The sequence below is a fragment of the Pseudomonas sp. EL_65y_Pfl2_R95 genome, assembly GCF_963971045.1.
Classification (GTDB): domain Bacteria; phylum Pseudomonadota; class Gammaproteobacteria; order Pseudomonadales; family Pseudomonadaceae; genus Aquipseudomonas.
Map to the genome: position 1 here is coordinate 145,432 of NZ_CAXAOV010000004.1, position 20,265 is coordinate 165,696.

At 57.1% G+C, this 20,265-nt stretch carries 19 protein-coding genes; 9 read left to right on the forward strand and 10 right to left on the reverse strand.

All coding sequences use genetic code 11. From position 1 onward, the window contains the following. Window positions 1–47 precede the first annotated feature (47 nt). The 4 genes from rnk to AACY09_RS14150 all read right to left on the reverse strand — a co-directional run bounded on the left by rnk (window position 48) and on the right by AACY09_RS14150 (window position 2,376). Window positions 48–461 carry a nucleoside diphosphate kinase regulator gene (gene rnk, locus AACY09_RS14135; protein ID WP_339488913.1) on the reverse strand — a complete coding sequence of 138 codons (414 nt, stop codon included), beginning with the start codon at window positions 459–461 and terminating at the stop codon, window positions 48–50. A 165-nt stretch (window positions 462–626) separates the two neighbouring features. Further along, the gene (locus AACY09_RS14140) at window positions 627–896 is read right to left on the reverse strand and encodes a DUF1289 domain-containing protein (RefSeq protein ID WP_445323850.1); all 270 of its coding nucleotides are present in this window, start codon (window positions 894–896) and stop codon (window positions 627–629) included. Further along, window positions 820–1,152 (reverse strand): iron donor protein CyaY, encoded by a 333-nt coding sequence (gene cyaY / locus AACY09_RS14145; protein WP_339488917.1) that lies wholly within the window; start codon window positions 1,150–1,152, stop codon window positions 820–822. Before cyaY ends, AACY09_RS14140 begins: the two co-directional genes overlap by 77 nt. A gap of 189 nt (window positions 1,153–1,341) precedes the next feature. Next, on the reverse strand, window positions 1,342–2,376 hold the full coding sequence (locus AACY09_RS14150; protein WP_339488919.1) for an AraC family transcriptional regulator: 1,035 nt from the start codon (window positions 2,374–2,376) through the stop codon (window positions 1,342–1,344). A 180-nt stretch (window positions 2,377–2,556) separates the two neighbouring features. Between AACY09_RS14150 and lptM the strand changes: the two genes are divergently transcribed. The 6 genes from lptM to AACY09_RS14180 are packed head-to-tail and all read left to right on the forward strand — an operon-like array spanning window position 2,557 to window position 7,124. Further along, entirely contained in the window at window positions 2,557–2,682 is a 126-nt protein-coding gene (lptM, locus tag AACY09_RS14155) for an LPS translocon maturation chaperone LptM (protein ID WP_339488920.1), read from the forward strand. Window positions 2,683–2,691: 9 nt separating this feature from the next. Continuing rightward, entirely contained in the window at window positions 2,692–3,939 is a 1,248-nt protein-coding gene (lysA, locus tag AACY09_RS14160) for a diaminopimelate decarboxylase (RefSeq protein ID WP_339488922.1), read from the forward strand. Between the two features lie 4 nt (window positions 3,940–3,943). Next, window positions 3,944–4,774, forward strand: coding sequence for a diaminopimelate epimerase (gene dapF / locus AACY09_RS14165; RefSeq protein ID WP_339488923.1), 831 nt, complete (start codon window positions 3,944–3,946; stop codon window positions 4,772–4,774). Then, window positions 4,771–5,469 (forward strand): DUF484 family protein, encoded by a 699-nt coding sequence (locus AACY09_RS14170; protein ID WP_339488925.1) that lies wholly within the window; start codon window positions 4,771–4,773, stop codon window positions 5,467–5,469. Before dapF ends, AACY09_RS14170 begins: the two co-directional genes overlap by 4 nt. Before the next feature lie 60 nt (window positions 5,470–5,529). Then, complete coding sequence (gene xerC, locus AACY09_RS14175; RefSeq protein ID WP_339488926.1) at window positions 5,530–6,426, forward strand: tyrosine recombinase XerC; 897 nt, start codon at window positions 5,530–5,532, stop codon at window positions 6,424–6,426. Then, entirely contained in the window at window positions 6,423–7,124 is a 702-nt protein-coding gene (locus AACY09_RS14180; RefSeq protein ID WP_339488928.1) for an HAD family hydrolase, read from the forward strand. The genes xerC and AACY09_RS14180 overlap by 4 nt, the downstream gene beginning before the upstream one ends. Window positions 7,125–7,192: 68 nt before the next feature. Here the strand turns inward: AACY09_RS14180 and sutA are convergent, their stop codons facing one another. The 4 genes from sutA to glnK form a co-directional block, all read right to left on the reverse strand. Beyond that, a complete protein-coding gene (gene sutA / locus AACY09_RS14185) occupies window positions 7,193–7,531 on the reverse strand; it encodes a transcriptional regulator SutA (protein ID WP_339488930.1) in 339 nt (112 codons plus the stop codon). Between the two features lie 356 nt (window positions 7,532–7,887). Then, the gene (locus AACY09_RS14190; RefSeq protein ID WP_339488933.1) at window positions 7,888–9,138 is read right to left on the reverse strand and encodes an ammonium transporter; all 1,251 of its coding nucleotides are present in this window, start codon (window positions 9,136–9,138) and stop codon (window positions 7,888–7,890) included. Window positions 9,139–9,221: 83 nt separating this feature from the next. Then, complete coding sequence (locus AACY09_RS14195) at window positions 9,222–10,538, reverse strand: ammonium transporter (protein ID WP_339488935.1); 1,317 nt, start codon at window positions 10,536–10,538, stop codon at window positions 9,222–9,224. 38 nt (window positions 10,539–10,576) lie between these two features. Then, entirely contained in the window at window positions 10,577–10,915 is a 339-nt protein-coding gene (gene glnK, locus AACY09_RS14200) for a P-II family nitrogen regulator (protein ID WP_003096476.1), read from the reverse strand. Window positions 10,916–11,311: 396 nt separating this feature from the next. Between glnK and AACY09_RS14205 the strand changes: the two genes are divergently transcribed. The 3 genes from AACY09_RS14205 to AACY09_RS14215 all read left to right on the forward strand — a co-directional run bounded on the left by AACY09_RS14205 (window position 11,312) and on the right by AACY09_RS14215 (window position 17,177). Next, window positions 11,312–11,596 (forward strand): accessory factor UbiK family protein, encoded by a 285-nt coding sequence (locus tag AACY09_RS14205; protein WP_339488937.1) that lies wholly within the window; start codon window positions 11,312–11,314, stop codon window positions 11,594–11,596. A 310-nt stretch (window positions 11,597–11,906) separates the two neighbouring features. Next, window positions 11,907–15,524, forward strand: coding sequence for an autotransporter family protein (locus AACY09_RS14210; protein WP_339488938.1), 3,618 nt, complete (start codon window positions 11,907–11,909; stop codon window positions 15,522–15,524). Between the two features lie 156 nt (window positions 15,525–15,680). After that, window positions 15,681–17,177, forward strand: coding sequence for a YifB family Mg chelatase-like AAA ATPase (locus AACY09_RS14215; protein WP_339488939.1), 1,497 nt, complete (start codon window positions 15,681–15,683; stop codon window positions 17,175–17,177). Between the two features lie 5 nt (window positions 17,178–17,182). Here the strand turns inward: AACY09_RS14215 and AACY09_RS14220 are convergent, their stop codons facing one another. Further along, window positions 17,183–19,159 (reverse strand): methyl-accepting chemotaxis protein, encoded by a 1,977-nt coding sequence (locus AACY09_RS14220; RefSeq protein WP_339488940.1) that lies wholly within the window; start codon window positions 19,157–19,159, stop codon window positions 17,183–17,185. 111 nt (window positions 19,160–19,270) lie between these two features. Further along, window positions 19,271–20,191, reverse strand: a complete 921-nt coding sequence (locus AACY09_RS14225; RefSeq protein ID WP_339488942.1) for a LysR substrate-binding domain-containing protein — start codon at window positions 20,189–20,191, stop codon at window positions 19,271–19,273. Window positions 20,192–20,265 lie beyond the last annotated feature (74 nt).

Genomic DNA, 20,265 nt, shown 5'->3' on the forward strand with positions numbered 1-20,265 from the left:
GCCGAGACCCTAGACATCAGCCTCGGCGCTTGTCTGACGCCTCAAGGTCAAGCCTGGCGAGTGTATTCGCCAGCGGCTTCTGGTTGATATTCAACAGCCAACAGCGTCAGCTTAAGCACTTTGCCGTTCGGACTGGTCCAGTCAATGTGCTGGCCAACGCTCAGCCCCAGCAAGGCACTGCCAACAGGTGCAAGAATCGATACCTTGCCTTCGCCGCCTGCATCTTGCGGGTACACCAAGGTCAGGTGGTAGTCCTTGCCACTGCTTTCTTCACGGCAATGCACACGTGAATTCATGGTAACCAAGCCGGCAGGCACTTCGTCGTGACCGATAACATCTGCACGGTCAAGTTCAGCCTGCAACGCAACAGCACCTGGGCCAAAGTCGTCGAGGTCGTCGAGCAAACGTTCAAGACGCTGCATGTCGAGGCGGGTAATGGTGATTGTCGGTGCGCTGCTCATGGTGAACGCAGTTCTCCTTGAAATACGGATAATGATTAATCGTTTGAGACCAAGCCTAAAAAAGCAAAAACCCCGCCAGAAAGACGGGGTTTTTAACAAGAGCTGAAGCTGAACGTAACACAGCCATTTAAATAAACAAGACCAGCAACAGACGACAGCCCGAGTTCAGCTATTTCTTTGCAGCATGCGTTGACTGGCACCCTGACAAATTAGCAAACGCTGCGACGAATCCGCCTCATTCCAGGCAAGAATCTCATCAAGCGTACGGCCACAGCCTACGCAGACATCGGCAGTGTCCAGACAGCAGCGACGCTGACAGGGCGATTCAACGCGCACCTGTGTTGGGACGACTGGCGTCTCAGAGTTCATCGAACTCGAGATCAGCGCCCGATTGCTCTTGGGTAATGCGTACGAGCATCTCGCCGAGCAGCTCATCACTGGTGTCGCAAATCCAACGCTCGCTTGGCTGGTCGTAATCGAAGTGGAATCCCCCCGATTTAGCCGCGACCCACAACTGACGGATAGGCTCCTGACGACTAAGAATCAGCTGACTACCATTCTCAAAGCGCACGGTCAGCACGCCGGCTGAGTTTTCCAGATCAATATCCAGATCGCTGTCGTCAAAAATATCTTCCACCGCTTGCTGCGTAGCGTCCACCAAGTCGTGAAAGCGGGCTTCGGTCAAACTCATTGCAAATTACCTCAGAAAATTCGGAGCGTGCAGAACGGATGAGGAAGACTACGGTGGTGAATTCGACGTTAAAACATGCGTCCTGCATGTCGAACCGGCTTCGCTGAGTCTGGCGCTGCAATCAATTAAGACATCCAAGTGTACGGTGTGTTGATGCAGTTTTGTACGCCTGTTGCTAATCCGGGTCGTTTAACCGAGAGACGCCCGGTACTCATGGGGACTCTGCCCGGTCCAGCGACGAAAGGCCCGGGCCAGCGAACCCGCTTCACTAAAACCGACCAGATAGGCTATTTCGCTCAACTCCAACGCAGGGTCGGCCAGATACTGCAGCACCATATGCTTGCGGGTCTGTTCCAGTAATTGATTGAACGAGAGCCCTGCATCACTCAGCCGACGCTGCAAGGTGCGCGGGCTCATGGCCAACTGATCGGCAATCTGCGCCAACTCGGGCGTGCCCTGGGACAACTGCTTGACCAATTGCAGGCGTGTTTGATCCAGCACGCTATTGCCCTGTTTGATTTCTGTCAGCAAGCGATCCGCGTAGGCATCAAACATGCTGCGTACCTGAACATCAGCCTGGCTCAATGGCGAGCTGAGTAAGCGTTTGGGAAATACCAGCGCGTTATCCGCCTGATCAAACAAGACCGGGCATCGGAAAATTCGCTGATGCTCCCGGGTATCAGCTGGCGCACGGTGCTGAAACCGCACCTCGGTCGGCGGAATCTGCAACCCGCTTATCCAGTGGCCAAAGGTCATCCATCCCGCCAGGGTTTCCTCACTCAACTGGCGCGACTGCTGCGCCAGCAAGGGCTGCCAGCTATGAGCAACTTGCGCCTCAATCCCGGCACGCGGCGGTTCATCGGCGAGATCAACCTGGCCCAGGTTACCCACCAGCGTGGCATAACGGGCTTGCCGGTGCAGCGCATCAGCCAAGGTCGCGCAGCTCATGATCAAATAGCCCAGGACCCCGTAGTAACCGGGCCGCACCGACTCACCGAGGTGCAAGCCAAGGCAGGTATCGCCGGTAGCTTTGACCCCGAACTCAAGTAGCTGGAGGTACAGCTGCGCATCGATCCGCTGGTCGCGTTGAGCCAGTATCTGCGCGCTCAGGCCCATCTGCTCGATCAACTTATCCACAGGCTGACCTTGGCGCTCAAGGTAGTCGAGCAGCCCTTGCAAGTAGGCGACTGAGACAGAGCTGGTAAGCGCGGCAAGGGTATCCATTACGACTCCTGTGGCTGAACGATTGACAGTCTAGGCCCAATTGCCAGGGCTTAGCGGACGCCGACAAGGCTCAGCATCCACAGTTGGCACCCTGTTCTGATGGCATTTTTAGCGCATAGGCAAGCCGCCGGGGGGTCGGTATACTCCTGTGCATTAGTGTTTTTTTACAAGGATTTCCACATGAAGCGGCTGCTTACTGCCCTTATCGCGATCGTCGCTGTCAGTTCTGTGCTCTCGGGGTGCGGCCAAAAAGGCCCTCTTTACCTGCCGGACGACACCGAAGCACCTTCAGCGCAAACTGAATAAGGACGCTCTATGAACGTCTTCAACTACCGCGACGGCGAGCTGTTTGCGGAAGGCGTGGCGCTGTCCGCCATTGCCGAACGGTTCGGCACGCCGACCTACGTTTACTCACGTGCGCACATCGAAGCCCAGTACAAGGCCTACGCCGATGCCCTGCAAGGCATGGCGCATCTGGTCTGCTTCGCAGTCAAAGCCAACTCCAACTTAGCGGTGCTGAATGTATTGGCACGCCTTGGCTCCGGCTTCGATATTGTTTCACGTGGTGAACTGGAGCGTGTTCTCGCAGCGGGCGGCAGCCCCGACAAAATCGTTTTCTCCGGCGTTGGCAAGACCCGTGACGACATGCACCGCGCCTTAAGCGTTGGCGTGCATTGCTTCAACGTTGAGTCCACCGACGAATTAGAGCGCCTGCAAGAAGTCGCTGCGCAAATGAATGTAAGCGCTCCGGTGTCCTTGCGCGTCAATCCAGACGTTGATGCGGGCACCCACCCGTACATCTCTACCGGCCTCAAGGAAAACAAGTTTGGTATCGCCATCGCTGACGCCGAGGCCGTTTACGCCCGCGCAGCCGAGCTGCCAAACCTGCAGATTATCGGTGTCGACTGCCACATCGGCTCACAGCTGACCAGCCTTCCGCCGTTCCTCGACGCGCTGGATCGCCTGCTGGTACTGGTTGATCGCCTGGCTGAGCGCGGCATCAGCCTTCAGCACCTGGATCTCGGTGGCGGCCTCGGCGTGCAATACCGTGACGAACAACCGCCACTGGCGGGCGATTACATCAAAGCTGTGCGTGAGCGCATTGCCGGCCGTGACCTGGCGCTGGTGTTTGAACCGGGCCGCTCGATTGTTGCCAACGCAGGCGTATTGCTGACCCAGGTTGAATACCTCAAGCATACTGAGCACAAAGATTTCGCCATCGTCGATGCGGCAATGAATGACCTGATCCGCCCGGCGCTTTACCAAGCCTGGATGGATGTTGTCGCGGTTAAACCCCGTGAAGGTCAAGGCCGCAACTACGACATCGTCGGGCCAATCTGCGAGACCGGTGACTTTCTCGCCAAGGATCGCCAACTGGACCTGGCTGAGGGTGATTTGCTCGCCGTTTGCTCTGCTGGCGCCTATGGCTTCGTGATGAGTTCCAACTACAACACCCGCGGCCGCGCCGCCGAGGTGATGGTGGATCATCAGCGTGCCGTTGAAGTCCGTGCCCGGGAAACGTACAGCGAACTCTATGCGGGCGAAAGCCGTCTGCCGGAGTAACCCCATGTTATTGCGCTTTACCAAAATGCACGGCCTCGGCAATGACTTCATGGTCCTCGACCTGGTCAGCCAGCACGCGCACATTCAGCCTAAAAACGCCAAGCAGTGGGGCGACCGCTTCACGGGCGTCGGTTTTGACCAGTTGCTATTGGTTGAGCCGCCGAGCAACCCTGATGTTGATTTCCGCTACCGCATCTTCAACTCGGACGGCAGCGAAGTTGAACAATGCGGCAATGGCGCACGCTGCTTTGCGCGGTTTGTGCTGGATAAACGCCTGACTGCGAAAAAGCAGATTCGGGTCGAGACTAAAGGCGGCATCATTGAGCTTAACGTGCGCAACGATGGCCAAATCACTGTCGACATGGGCCCACCGCGCTTAATCCCGGAGCAAATTCCGTTTCAGGCCGACGCGCAGGCACTTAGCTACCCCGTCGACGTTGATGGCGAAACAGTCGAACTCGCGGCCATCTCCATGGGTAACCCCCATGCAGTGCTGCGCGTGGACGACGTCGAAACCGCGCCTGTTCATGGCTTAGGCCCTAAACTTGAACATCACCCGCGCTTTCCACAACGGGTGAACGTAGGATTCCTTCAGGTCATTGACCGCCAGCGCGGTAAGTTGCGCGTGTGGGAACGTGGCGCAGGCGAAACCCAGGCTTGCGGTACAGGCGCTTGCGCAGCTGCGGTAGCGGCTATCAGCCAGGGCTGGATGGATTCGCCGGTGCAACTGGAACTTCTAGGCGGCAAGCTATTAATAGAATGGGCAGGCCCAGGCCAGCCCGTTATGATGACCGGGCCCGCTGTACGTGTATACGAAGGACAAGTTCGCTTATGAGTGACCAGCAGGATTCACCGAAAACCCTCGACTCAGCCACCGTGGCTGCTTATCTGCGCCTGCACCCGGAGTTCTTCATCGACCACGATGACTTAATTCCCGAGCTGCGCATTCCGCACCAACGTGGCGACACCGTGTCATTGGTCGAGCGTCAGGTAAATCTGCTGCGTGAGCGCAATATCGACATGCGCCATCGCCTGTCCCAGCTGATGGATGTGGCGCGAGATAACGACCGCTTGTTCGAAAAGACCCGCCGCCTGGTCCTCGACATGCTCGACGCGGCCAGCCTTGAGGAGCTTGTCAGCTGTGTTGAAGACAGCTTGCGCAGTGAGTTTCAGGTGCCTTTTGTCAGTCTGATCCTGTTCAGCGATAACCCGCTGCCGGTGGGCCGCTCGATGAGCAGCAGTGAAGCCCATCAAGCCATCGGCGGTCTGCTGGCGGGGGGCAAAACCATTTGTGGCGTATTGCGTGAGCATGAGCTGACATTTTTGTTTGGTAAAAGCGAAGCCGGAAATGTCGGCTCCGCCGCTGTGGTTTCAATCACCCATCAAGGCACCCACGGCGTTTTGGCTATTGGCAGTGCCGATCCTCAGCATTACAAAAGCTCACTGGGCACCTTGTTCCTCGGCTACATCGCCGAAGTGCTGGCGCGCGTGCTGCCACGCTTTGCCACCCCGCTACGCTCGGTTCGCTAAGGCAAACTCGGCGGCTGCACCAGCAGCTGCCTCAGGGCATGCGGCGCATCAGGAGTCACCATGCAAGTGCGCATCGACGCCTACCTCGAACACCTTCGCAGTGAGCGCCAGGTTTCAGCGCATACGCTGGACGGCTATAGCCGCGATTTGCGCAAACTGCTGACATTTTGTGAACGCGAACAACTGAGTGACTGGGGCCAACTCGACACCTCGCGCTTACGCAGACTGGTGGCGCATTTGCATATGCAGGGTCAGTCAAGTCGCAGCCTCGCCCGCCTGCTATCAGCAACCCGCGGTCTGTATCGCTACCTGATTCGCGAAGGCCATTGCCAGCATGATCCCGCCAGCGGTCTGATGCCGCCCAAAGGTGAGCGGCGCTTACCGAAAACCTTGGATGCCGACCGCACCGGACAATTGCTCGACGGCGCAGTTGAAGACGACTTTATCGCCCTGCGTGACCAAGCCATGCTCGAGCTTTTCTACTCTTCGGGCCTGCGCTTGTCCGAGCTGGTCAGCCTTGATATGGACGGCCTCGACCTGGCTGCAGGTTTGGTTCGGGTGCGGGGTAAAGGCAACAAGACCCGCGAATTGCCAGTTGGACGCATGGCCCGCCAGGCGCTGGAAAGCTGGCTGCCAATGCGCGCCTTAAGCGCGCCAGCCGATGGCGCGGTGTTTGTCAGCCAGAAGGGCAAGCGCATCGGCGCCCGCGCCGTGCAATTGCGCGTGCGTCAGGCGGGGGTCCGTGAGCTCGGCCAGAACCTGCACCCGCACATGCTCAGGCACTCGTTTGCCAGCCATATGCTGGAGTCATCGCAAGATCTGCGTGCCGTGCAAGAACTGCTTGGCCACGCCGATATCGCCACCACTCAAATCTATACCCACCTGGACTTTCAACACTTGGCCACGGTGTATGACAACGCCCATCCACGGGCCAAACGCAAAGGCGGCAGTGAATGACCATCAAGCTGATCACGTTTGACCTCGATGACACCCTTTGGGATGTCACCCCGGTGATGCAAGACGCTGAAGCCGCCCTGCGCAATTGGCTGACCATGTATGCACCAAAGTTAGGCGCAGTTCCCGTTGAACACCTGTGGGAAATCCGCAATCAGCTGTTGCAACAAGAGCCTGCGCTTAAACATCGCCTGAGCGAGCTTCGGCGGCGCATTCTGCTAAACGCCTTGCAAGGTGCTGGCTATATCGAGAAAGAAGCTTCAGCGCTGGCTGAGGCAGGATTTCAGGTATTTTTGGCCGCACGCCATCAGGTTGAATTATTTGCCGAGGTTCACCCGACCCTTGAAGCGCTGGCCACTCAGTTCCAGCTCGGTGTGATTACCAACGGCAATGCTGATGTACGGCGCCTGGGCCTTGCTGATTATTTTCAGTTCGCCCTGTGCGCCGAAGACCTGGGGATTGGCAAGCCCGACCCCAAACCCTTCCAGGAAGCACTCAGGCACGCGAATGTCAGCGCCGAGTGCGCAGTGCACATTGGCGACCACCCGAGTGACGACATCGCCGGCGCTCAAGCCGCGGGTATGCGCGCCATCTGGTTTAATCCGCTGAACCGGACATGGCCAGACCAAGCACCGCCAGATGGCGAGGTCAGTAGCTTGGCGCAATTACCCACGCTGCTGAGGAGCTGGTTAGCTGATTGAATAGGACGGGCCGATAGCCATGCAAAAAAAACCTGCACTGAAGCAGGTTTTTTTGTGTCAGCGCTCGGTCAAATAGGGCGGCTGCCGTATTTGCTGTCCGGTTTTTTCGGCGGATCAGAAACCACGTTAGGCTCGACTTCTTGCACCTTACCGCCACGCGCCAAGAAGGCTTCCATAGCTTCGGCTAGCGAGTCACGGTCCTTTTGCTTGGCTTCAACGCTCGGCAACTCTTCCGGGTCTACTGCCGCCTTGGCTTTTTTGCTTTTACTCTTGCTGGAAGGCGTGGAGATATCGTCATCGCTGTCGTCATCAACACTTGGGTCACCATCGTCAGACGCAGCAATATCATCACCATCGTCCTCGTCAGCGCCATCCAACTCTTCTTGATCGAGATCTTCGTCGCTCATGTTCAGCCTCATGAAATGCGAAAGCAGATTAGTTATAGCCTAGCTGCGTAAATTTCCTACACCGCCAGCAAAAATTCAAATGCCCTTGCCTACCCACTCGCTCGGGCCGAGCACAGTCACTGCAAAAAATACTGTGCCCAACGGCGCGCATTCTAGCGTGACTTGAGAAAAAACAAAGTAAAAGTAGCAGTTATCGCTGATTTAACAATGCAGATAAACAACTGCAATTGCGCCCACAAAAAAAAGCCCCGCTGCGCTATTTACTCAAGGTAAATCCGCTGACGGGGCTTGATTGTTAGAGGTGCAGCAAGCGCCGTTATTGTTTAATCGGCAATGGCGCTCAAATTTTCAGAGCATTAAGACTTGGTGAATTCCGGATAGGCTTCCATACCGCATTCAGCAATATCCACACCCTCGTACTCTTCTTCTTCGCTAACACGCAGGCCCATCACAGCTTTAATAATGGCCCACACGATCAGGCTGGCGATGAAGACCCAAGCGAAGATCGAAGCGATACCCAGCAGCTGAGCACCCAGAGTTGCATCAGGGTTGGTCAGGCAAACCGCCAACAACCCCCAGATGCCACACACACCGTGTACTGAGATGGCACCCACCGGATCATCAAGCTTGAGCTTGTCGAGACTGATGATGGCAAACACTACCAGCACGCCGCCAACAGCACCGATCATGGTGGCTTGCATCGCACCAGGGGTCAGCGGCTCTGCGGTGATAGCCACCAGACCCGCCAAGGCACCGTTAAGGGCCATGGTCAGGTCAGCCTTACCGAACAGGATGCGCGCAACCAATAAGGCTGCAATCAAGCCACCGGCAGCCGCCATGTTGGTGTTCACAAATACCTGGGCTACAGCGTTGGCATCTTCAATGGTGCTCATCTTCAACTGTGAGCCACCGTTGAAACCAAACCAGCCCATCCACAGGATGAATGTGCCCAGGGTTGCCATTGGCAGGTTAGCGCCAGGAATCGGGTTGATCTGGCCGTTAGCGCCATACTTGCCTTTACGTGCACCCAACAGCAGAACACCGGCCAGAGCTGCAGCAGCGCCTGCCATGTGAACCACACCCGAACCTGCGAAATCGAGGAAACCGGCCGAGTTCAGGAAGCCTGCGCCCCACTTCCAGAAACCTTGTACCGGGTAGATGAAACCGGTCATCACCACGGCGAATGCCAGGAATGCCCAGAGCTTCATGCGTTCAGCAACGGCACCGGAAACAATCGACATACAGGTTGCGGCGAACACAACCTGGAAGAAGAAGTCCGAACGCAGTGAATAGTAAGGCGCGTCATCACCACCGGCCAGAACAGCTTCTGCGGTGTGCTCGCTACCAATCAGGAAGCCAAAGCTTGGCAGGATGCCGCCTTCCGGGCTGGAATACATGATGTGGTAACCGATCACCAGATACATCACGCTTGCAACCGCGTACAAGGCGATATTCTTGGTCAGAATTTCGGTGGTGTTCTTCGCACGTACCAGACCGGATTCGAGCATGGCAAAACCCGCTGCCATCCACATTACCAGTGCGCCACATATCAAGAAGTAGAAGGTATCAAACCCGTAGGTCAATGCTGTCAATGCTGTGTTGTCCATATGTCACCTCGTGCCGTGCGCTTTATCAATAGCGCTATTCGGTTAAGGCGCCCGGGTGTTGGTTCCGGGCGCACTCTGTGTGCTTACAGGTTGTAGCCACGCTCGTTGTGCAGAGCGAGATCGAGACCCACAGCCTCTTCTTCCTCGCTGACCCGCAGGCCCATTACCAGCTCGATCACTTTGAGAATCACAAAGGTCACAACCGCGGTGTAGATCACGGTGAAGATCACGCCTTCAAACTGGATCCAGAGTTGAGCGCCGATGTTTTCCACTTCACCAAAGCCGCCCAGTGCCGGAGCAGCGAACACGCCCGTGAGCAATGCACCGACGATCCCGCCAATGCCGTGCACGCCAAAAGCGTCCAGTGAATCGTCGTAACCGAGTTTGCGTTTCAAGCTAGTGGCGCAGAAGAAACAGATCACACCTGCAGCCAGGCCAATAATTAACCCGCCCATTGGTCCTGCGGTGCCTGCTGCTGGGGTAATCGCAACCAAACCGGCAACCACACCAGAGGCAATCCCAAGTGCGCTTGGCTTGCCGTGTGTCATCCATTCGGCAAACATCCAGCCCAGAGCAGCAGCGGCGGTGGCAATTTGCGTAACCAGCATGGCCATACCCGCAGTACCGTTTGCCGCCAGGGCAGAGCCTGCGTTAAAACCAAACCAGCCGACCCAGAGCATTGCCGCACCGATCAAGGTGTAACCCAGGTTGTGCGGTGCCATTGGCGTGGTTGGGTAGCCCTTGCGCTTGCCCAGTACCAGACACGCCACCAAACCCGCCACACCCGCGTTGATGTGAACGACAGTACCGCCAGCGAAGTCGAGTACACCCCAATCCCACAGCAAGCCGCCCACACCGCCCCAGACCATGTGCGCCATAGGTGCATAGACCAAGGTGAACCAGGCAGTGATGAAGACCAGCATTGAGGAGAACTTCATACGTTCGGCGAAAGCGCCGACGATGAGTGCAGGAGTGATGATGGCAAAGGTCATTTGAAAGGTGACAAACACGCTTTCAGGAACCGCGGCTACCAGGCTGTCAGTCCCCAAGCCGCTGAGGAATGCTCTCGACAAGCCGCCCACAAAGGAATTGAAGTTAACCACTCCTTCTTCCATGCCTGTGGTGTCAAACGCCATGCTGTAGCCATAAATAACCCACAACAGACTGACCAAACAGGTGACAGCAAAGCACTGCATCATCACAGATAGCACGTTCTTGGAACGCACCATGCCGCCATAAAACAGTGCCAAGCCAGGAATGGTCATAAACAGCACGAATGCGGTGGCAACAATCATCCACGCGGTATCGCCGCTGTTCAGTACAACCTCATCCGCCATAGCGACGCTAGGCAAAACAAGGGACAAAAGGGCTCCTAGCCCTGCGATCTTTCGCAGAGTCATGGTTTAACTCCTGGGGCGGGGTTTGGTTTTTTTGGGGCTTAAATCGCGTCGGTATCGGTTTCGCCGGTACGGATACGAATAGCCTGTTCGAGATTGACTACGAAAATTTTGCCGTCACCGATCTTGCCGGTGTTGGCGGCTTTAGTGATGGCCTCGATGACGCGATCCAGTTGATCGTCAGCGATGGCCACGTCGATTTTCACTTTTGGCAAAAAGTCGACTACGTATTCAGCACCGCGGTACAACTCGGTGTGGCCCTTCTGGCGACCGAAGCCTTTGACTTCGGTAACAGTGATGCCCTGCACGCCGATCTCCGACAGTGACTCACGGACGTCATCCAACTTGAACGGCTTGATGATGGCAGTAACTAGCTTCATGTAACTCTCTCCCGTGTAAGGTGGACTTGCCCCAGGAATTGCAAACCCGGCTCAAGTCTAAGCGCAGTGTCTGGCTTTTGTAATGCATTGACTGCTCTAACTCGGCAATACCAATACCCACCAACCGCTCCTGACGAAACACTCCAGTGCTCCGACTACCGCATCAGTGCATGTCTCATCAGGAGCTAAGCAGAAAGCTTGCCAAACATGCTAAAGCCGCTTTATTTCAGGTACTTAGGTCCTAGAACGGGCCAAAAGGCTGAATTTGCATCGATTTAACGCCCAATAATGGTGCGCTGCCATGGACCATGGCGCGCAATAATCGTGCAGACCTCGGAGACAGTGCCTGCGACGCTGCGTGTTACACTTTCGGCCTACCGCTATTGGAAGCTCGTCATGTTGCCACCAAAAATTCTGCTCGACGCCCTCACCGCTGGCGCTTCACGCCTGTTCAATGGCGATACGCCGTTGCCACGCGCTGAATTCGAAGCGCAATTCAAAGCACTGATGCAAAGCGGATTCAGCAAGTTGGATTTGGTGAGTCGTGAAGAATTCGACAGCCAGATGGTGGTTTTGGCTCGTACCCGTGCACGATTAGAGGCACTCGAAGCCAAAGTGCTCGAACTCGAAGCCAGCAGTCCTTCAGCAACACCTGTCGCACCAGAGTCCGGGCAAGAATAAGCCAGAGCGGCCACCTACCTGGTCGCACAGCTGGCCGTGCTGCGCTAAGCAATCCTCTCCTGCCCACTCAATCGATGGCCAACAGCCACTCGACGCGGGTCTTTGCGTGCCTGCCATTCAATCAATAGCCCGCGGCTAAGTAGCCGGGGTACGCCCCTCTCATGAAGGCTCAAGAATCTAAACAATTCTTGCTAGCCCCCGTTGAGCATTGGTGCCCCGGATAAGATCAACCCTCAACATCAGGCCTTCCATGCAGATAGATTTCTGCGGCCCTGATGCGCCTCGAAGGTTACGACAAAGGAAGTCGATCATGAAGCGGACCACCCGAAGCAGCTTGTCTATTCCGTCATTTATCTTGCGTGCGGGGCGGCAACGCTGGCCTCTGCAAAGCGCTTCTTTCAGCGCCCTGTTAGTTCTATCGGTCAGCGGTACCAACAGTGCCCATGCAGCCTGTATTACCCGCAACGGGGTTGGCGCCACCGAAGGCTCGATCTGCACCAGTGCAGACAGCCGTTTCGCCTCCAACACTGACAATGTGCCCATTCGCAGCAGCGCCAACAGCTCGCAGATACTCACCGCGTCAGATGTCACTGCCGAAGTGTTGCCGAGCACGCCCAATGGCAATCGCGCAGTGGTGTATGCCCGTAATGCGACCTTGAGTATCGAGGGTAATCTCACCAGCATCCTGAACGGCGCAGACGGCACCGAAACCGGGCAACTTCTACGTTCAGTCAGTACCGAGCCTGAACGGATGGGCTCAATAACTGTGGGCGGAAATACCCGCCTGATCACCACCCAGGCTGACGCCCTCGGACTTGACGCCAATCGCGGTAGCATTTTGCTTAACGGTAACCTCGACGCCGCCTCGGGCAATGCTGCTGGCGCGCGAGCACTCAAACCAGCAGTGCCACTTGAGCGGGGTCTACGCGCAGCCAATGGCGCAACGATAAAGGTACAAGGCGACACCTTGCTTGAGGTGGTCCGCCGGGCGATAGAAGTCAGCGGCACGCCAGGCTCGCGCATCGAGCTGAACAACCTCAGCAGCCGATCGGAAGGCTTTGGCATTGTGGCCAACCGCGAAGGTAACGCGGTGGTTATTACCGGGGAACAGGTCGACATCAGGGTCAGCGGCGACAACAGCGAGGGCATTTATGTTGGCAATGGCGCCAATGTAATCATCGACGTCGCCGGCGGCGATACCGACAACGGTCAAAACTCGGCAATTGTATTCAATACGCCCGGCGCCTCCCTCACCACGGCGGGAGACCGGTCCGATGCCCTGCGCGTGCAAAACAACCGCGGTGACGCCTTGATCAAAATCGGCAACGGCAGTATTACCACCGGCACAGCTGACAGCGGCTATGACTCCGAAGGTGCATTTGCCCTGGTTCGCGGCGGCTCAGGTGTGGCCCAAGTCGATATGAGTGGCGGCAGCATCACCACCTTCGGCGAAGAGGCAGAAGGGATCGCGGTTCAAGCCAATAACGATGCCTCCAGCCGGATCGATAACGACAGCATCATCAATCTCAGCGGTGGTAGCGTCACCACTCAAGGTAATAGCGCCGTCGGCTTGCTCGCGCAAAGCGATCCGTTGAGCAAGGGTAATGTCACCATCAACCAGTCTGGCGGCACTGTCACCACCAGCGGCACCGGTGATTTCCAGCAGTTAAGCCACGGCATTCTGGCTGAAGCGACCGGGTCAGGGAACAGCAGCATCAACCAGACTGGCGGTACGGTCAGCACCTCCGGCAATGGTAGCCACGGCCTGTATGGCTACTCGATTAGTGGTGATGTAAGCGTTAACCAAGGACCAATGGCCAGTGTTCAGGCCAGCGGGGACGATGCATCGGCGCTGGTGGCGCAAGCCGTTTCAGCCGATCAGCGTTACACCGTTGATGTCGCAGGTGAGTTGCTGGGCGGCAGTGGCAAAGGCGCTGGCATCAAAACCAGCACCGAAGCCAGTGGCAGCGTTGACTTAGCCGCCACTGCCAAGGTGAGCGCGGCCTCCGGGGTCGCCATTTTAGACGGCAGCGGCGCAAGCACCATCACCAGCGCCGGCACGGTCAATGGCGACATCCTCACCCACGACGGCGCTGACCAAATACGGCTGCTATCCGGCAGTGTCACCCGCGGCCAGATCCTTCTGGGCATGGGCGCCGACCGCGCAAACATTGATGCCAGTGCAGATATTGCAGGCGTAAGCAGCCTCGATGGCGGCGGTGGGGTTTACGACAATCTGAAAGGTGGCGGTGACATCCTGACCTTTGCCGGTGGCGATCAACGTGTCGCGGCAAACAGCCTGCAAAACTGGGAAAAGGTGGTTCTCGACCCGGGCACTCAGATCACCTTCAGCAGCTCAGGCCTCACCGTTGGCGGGAGTGATGATGCAATGGAGCGCGGCTTGGTCATTAATCAGGGCGCCACTGTACGCACCGCTGAACCGACCTTCGTAGTCACGGGCGACCTCAACAACCACGGCCGCATTGACCTGCAAAACAACAGCGCGGGGAATCGCTTTGTTGTTGCTAGCAACCCCGATGGTGCGTCAGGCGATTACCACGGACAAAACGCCAGCCTGAAAATCGACAGCGTCCTTGGCGATGACAATTCACCCAGCGACAGCTTGGTGGTTGACGGCAACGCAACGGGCAACACCACTATCAGTATCAATAACCTTGGTGGCACGGGCTCACTGACCCGCACCGGCATCGACGTGGTGCAGGTGAACGGCAACTCTGCAGGAGCCTTCTCCCTCAATGGAGATATTCAAACCAAAGACAATCGCCAAGCGATTGTTGGCGGCGCCTACGCCTATACCCTGAACCAGGCAGCAGACGGCGACTGGTACCTCAATTCGACAATTGAGGACGCACCCCCAAGCCAACCCACGGCGCCCACAGTTCCGTCGTCGCCGCGCTACAGTCCTGCTGCTCCGCTCTACCAGCAATATGGTCAAGCCCTGCTCGACATGAACGGTTTACCAACCCTGCAGCAAAGGGTCGGTAACCGATACTGGAATGCCGCCAGCGGTGTAGCTCAAAGCAACACCACTGCAACAGTTGATGGCGAACAAAGCTACATTGAGAACGGCGCATCCTGGGCTCGCGTTGAGGGCACCTATCAACGTAGCCGTCCCAATGCGGGGACCATCGATACTGACTCGGTAACCAATCGCTGGAAAATGCAGGCCGGGCTCGATGCTCTGCTTAACGAGGATCAATACGGCAACAAGCTGATTGGCGGCGTGAATGCACACTACGGCACATCGGCATCGCAGGTTGAGTCATTCTTCGGTGACGGCACTCTCGACAGCCGCGGTTATGGCGTCGGTTTAACCCTCACCTGGCTGCAGGACAATGGCTTTTATCTTGACTCGCAAGCCTCGGCGACTTGGTACAAAACCGACATCGATTCCGATGAAACTGATCGCCAGTTAGCGGCGGACAACAAAGGCTTTGGCTACGCCTTCTCGGTGGAGAGCGGCAAGCAAGTCGAACTCAACGAAAATCTGACCCTGACGCCCCAAGCGCAGTTGATCTACTCCCATGTGGATTTCGACAGCTTTACCGATGCCTTCAACACCCAAGCCTCCCTCGACGATGCCGACAGCCTGCGCTCACGCATCGGCCTTTCCCTTGATCACGACAGCCGCTGGCTGGATGACACCAACCAAATCCGCCGCAGCCATGTCTACGCAATCAGCAACCTCTACTACGAGTTCCTCGATGGCACGCAAGTGGATGTTGCCGACGTGAAGTTCAACAATCGTCCAGAACGACTCTGGACCGGCCTCGGTGTTGGCGGCAGCTATAACTGGAACCAAGACCATATGTCGCTGTACGGCGAACTCTCGGTCGATTCAACCGTGAATAACTTCGGCGACAGCACCGCGGTAAATGGCACGGTCGGGGTGCGCGTGAAGTTTTGATTCGAACTCGGCAATAAAAAACGGAGCCTTTGGGCTCCGTTTTTTATCGTTCTCAACTCAGGAAAACCCAACTAGCCGCCTGCGTGTCGCGTCGGCCGAACCTGTTACTCTCGCTCTATCGCAGGAAGCGATGCATCGAGTTTCAAGGAGTGAAGCATGTCGCTGGCCATAGTCCACAGCCGTGCCCAAGTCGGGGTAGATGCACCCGCCGTCACCGTCGAGGCGCACTTGGCTAACGGCTTGCCCTCACTGGCCTTGGTCGGTTTACCGGAAACCGCAGTAAAAGAAAGCAAAGACCGGGTCCGCAGCGCCATCCTCAACTGTGCATTTGAATTCCCTGCGCGGCGCATCACCCTCAATCTGGCGCCGGCCGATTTACCCAAGGACGGCGGTCGCTTTGATCTGGCCATTGCCTTGGGCATCCTGGCAGCTAGCGGGCAAATCCCGGCGCCGGCATTGGATAACATCGAGTGCCTGGGAGAGCTGGCATTATCTGGAGAAATCCGCTCGGTACAGGGCGTATTGCCTGCGGCGCTGGCGGCAAGAGCCACAGGCCGAGCGCTTGTAGTACCCCACGCCAATGCTGAAGAAGCCAGCCTTGCCTCTGGTTTAAAGGTGATCGCGGTCAGCCATTTACTGCAACTGGCCGCGCACTTCAATGGCTTGGAGGTGATTGAGCCCTACCAATCACAAGGCCTGCTGCGCCAAACCTTGCCCTATCCAGACTTGTCTGAAGTCCAAGGCCAACTGGCGGCAAAACGTGCATTGATCGTCGCGGCGGCGGGCTCGCATAATTTACTCTTTAGCGGACCACCCGGCACTGGCAAGACCTTGCTTGCCAGTCGCCTGCCCGGCCTTTTACCTGCTCTGGATGAACAGGAGGCACTGGAAGTTGCCGCCATTCATTCGGTCGCCAGCCATACCCCGCTAACGGCATGGCCGCAACGACCATTTCGCACCCCGCACCATAGTGCATCTGGCCCGGCGCTGGTCGGTGGTGGCAGCCGTCCTCAACCCGGAGAAATTACGCTCGCCCATCACGGCGTGCTATTTCTTGATGAATTACCGGAATTTGACCGAAAAGTGCTCGAAGTTCTTCGCGAGCCCCTGGAAAGCGGCCATATTGTGATTGCTCGCGCCCGCGACAAGGTGCGCTTTCCGGCTCGCTTCCAACTGGTTGCAGCCATGAACCCATGCCCCTGCGGTTTTCTTGGAGACCCCAGCGGCCGCTGTCGTTGCAGCAGCGAGCAGATTCAACGCTACCGGGCAAAGCTCTCAGGGCCATTGCTCGACCGCATTGATTTACAGGTCACAGTGGCCCGCGAAGCCACGGCTTTACATGTGCCTGAAAGCACAGGGGGTGAAACCGCAATCAGCGCCACCCAGGTCGCCCGCGCGCGCAAACACCAGATGCAGCGCCAGGGCTGCGCCAATGCATTTCTTGATCTGGCGGGCCTGCGCCAGCACTGCCCGCTGCAGGCGGATGATCAACGCTGGCTGGAAAATGCCTGCGAACGCTTGGCCTTATCCCTACGCGCCGCTCACCGGGTGCTGAAAGTCGCCCGAACCCTGGCTGACCTAGAGGGCGAGCGTGGGATCAGCCGCCAGCATCTGGCCGAGGCGATGCAATACCGCGGCCATGGGCAGAGTTGAAGCCGTTACTGAAAGCGGCCCACTTCATCGCGTAACTCGCCAGCCAAACCATCGAGTTCGCGGGCGGTCTCTGCCAGGTTGGCGATCACTTGATGCTGCTCACTGTTGGCCAAGGCAATACTCTGCAGGTTGCTGCTCAGCGCCGTTGCGGTGCTGCTTTGCTCGGTGGTTGCAGTGGTGATCGAGGCGAATTGATCACCCGCCAGGCGGGTTTGTTCGGCAATCTGCGCCAGCGCGTCAACCACCCGTGTATTGAGTTGAAGGCCTGCGCTCATCAAGGATTGGCCTTGCTCCATGGTGCTGATGGCGCTGGCGGTTTCGGTTTGAATGCTGCCAATCATGCTGGAAATCTGCGTCGTTGCATCGCGGGTCCGGCCGGCCAGACTGCGAACTTCGTCGGCGACCACGGCAAAGCCACGGCCCTGTTCACCGGCGCGGGCAGCTTCAATCGCCGCATTCAATGCCAACAGATTGGTTTGTTCGGCAATCGAGGTGATCACGCTGACAATCCCGCCTATCTCCTGCGAACGTTGGCCCAAGCTGTTGATAACTGTCGAGGTGCCGTCCAGCGAGCGTGCAATCTGCTCAAGCGCCTTTGAGGCTTCATCCATCGAGCTACTGCCGATATCTGTCTGCTTGGCGTTGTCGTTGGCGAGGCGCTCGGTATGGCGCATGTTATCGGCGATATCCAAGGACGTCGCACTGAACTCCTCAACGGCACCGGCCATGCTGCTGATCTCGCCCGATTGCTGCTCGATACCTTCATAGGCACCACTGGAAAGCCCAGATAAGGCCTGAGCACGACTGCTCACAGCCTGTGCTGAACTGCGAATGCGCGCGACCATGCTTGCCAGCGCCTCACCCATATTATTGAAGCTCGCGGCGAGGTCACTGATTTCATCATTGCCCTTGATCGTCGAGCGCGCACTCAAATCACCGGCGCCCAACGCCTGCGCTTGTTTAACAAGCTGGCCAAGTGGCTGCAGTTTACGACGCAGCAGCCAGATCACCGCGGCAACTGCCAACACCAGCGCGATCAGGCTACCAATCGCCAACTGCCAGCCAAGCGACCAGGTCACGGCCTGAATCTCAGCCATTGGCATGCTTGCAACCACTTGCCAGCCGCCAGCGGTAAAAGGTGCAGTCACGCTGTAAAAGTCTTGCTGGCCGTCATTCCAGATCATGCCTTGGCTAGGCGTTGCCGCGTGTTCGATCAGTTTCGCCGGCGCTGAATCCGCGCTTTGTGCAGCGAAGGGGGCAACCAGCCACTTACCGCTCGTGTCGAAGATCGCCAAAGAACCCGCCTTGCCGATGCGGAAATCCTTAAGCGCAGAAAACTGGCTGTTTTGCGTATCGGTGTAATCAAAGCCGACAAACAACACGGCAATCACCTGACCCTGGCCATCGGTGACGGGGGTGTATTGGGTCATATAAGCGCGATCAAACAGCAATGCGCGGCCTACGTAACTTTGGTTCTGCAACAGGCGCTGGTAAGCAGGATGGTTGTGGTCAAGTACGGTGCCAATGGCCCGACTGCCATCTTGCTTGGTGAGTGAGGTGGTCACGCGCACAAACTCTGTGCCGTCACGGACGAATACCGTGGCCACCCCAGCGGTGAGGTTTTTAAACTCATCAACCCGTTCAAAGGCATTGTTCAGTCGTTCGTCGTCAGCATAAAGCGCTGGCGTTTGCATACCCACTACATCGACGCGCTCGTCGGGCTTGATGGTCATCCCCGAACTGAAGCGTTTTTCAAATAAACCCGCCAGCCGCTGGGTACTCTCCAGCAAACTGGTATTAAAGGTCGTCAGTTGATCGGCCATCAAGCGAGATTCGCTGGCCAAATGCTCCTCACGGATCGCCACATTGGCGTCACTCAGAGAGCGCAAAGCGAATACTGTGCTGAGGCTAATCAACACGGTCAGAATAATCGCCAAGGCCAACGCAAGTTGCCGAGTGATGGAGGAACGGGATGGATTCATAAAAAGCTCCGAAGCAAACCAATGCTGCCGCGCCCTCAAATCACTAAAGGCAACGCCGCGATATCGGCTTAGTCGGCGTGCAGCCGCAGAACTTAAGTACTGTTTATCCGTTTATTTAATCCACGCGACCTGCGGCAAACACATGGCCGCCACTTCGCTGACCAGATAGTCACGCAGACGCTTAAAACGCTCTTGGTTGCGCCGAGCCTTGGGCCATACCAGATAGTAGCTACAACCGCTTGGCACCGCTGCCGGCCAAGGCAAGCCGAGACGCCCTTGCTCAACGTCTTCGGCGACCATTACCAGATCGCCGATCGACACACCGTAACCGCGTGCGGCGGCCACCATGCCCAGCTCCAAGGTGTCGAACACTTGTCCACCGCGTAACGGCACTTGCTCAGCGAGGTTCATTGCTTGCAACCACTGACGCCAATCGCGCCGGTCCGGCGTGGGATGAAGCAACTCGGCATGTTGCAGTTGCGCCAGATCCCAGGCACCTTTGGCCGCCGCATCCGGTGCACAGACCGGAATGAGCCACTCGGCAAACAGCAATTCACTCTCCCAGTCGTCGGCAAAGTTGCCCGTGCTCAACAGTACGGCGCAATCAAAGGGCTCATGCAGGAAATCGACTTTGTCGACATCCATCCATGCGCTGGTCAACTGCACCTCAATGTCATCATTGTGCGCGCGAAACCGGGACAGCCGGGCCAACAGCCAACGCATGGTCAGGGTCGACGGCGCTTTTAGACGCAATATTCCATCATCCGCCTGCAAAGGTGCACATGAGCGCTCCAGTGCATCAAAGCCTTCACGCAAGCCGGGAAGTAATGTACGACCGGGCTCAGTCAGTTTGAGACTGCGCCCGTTACGCTCAAACAAGCGGCAATCGAAATACTCCTCCAGGGTGCGCACATGCCGGCTCACCGCGCTTTGGGTGATGGCCAATTCCTCACCCGCCTGAGTGAACGAACAATGACGGGCAGCGGCTTCAAAGGCACGCAGTGCATACAAGGGCGCTAGCTTACGGCTCATGGATGACTAAAACTCATACTAGGCAGAGGTATTTTCATTTTGCAGTAAGCCGCCGCCATTTCCCATACTGCATG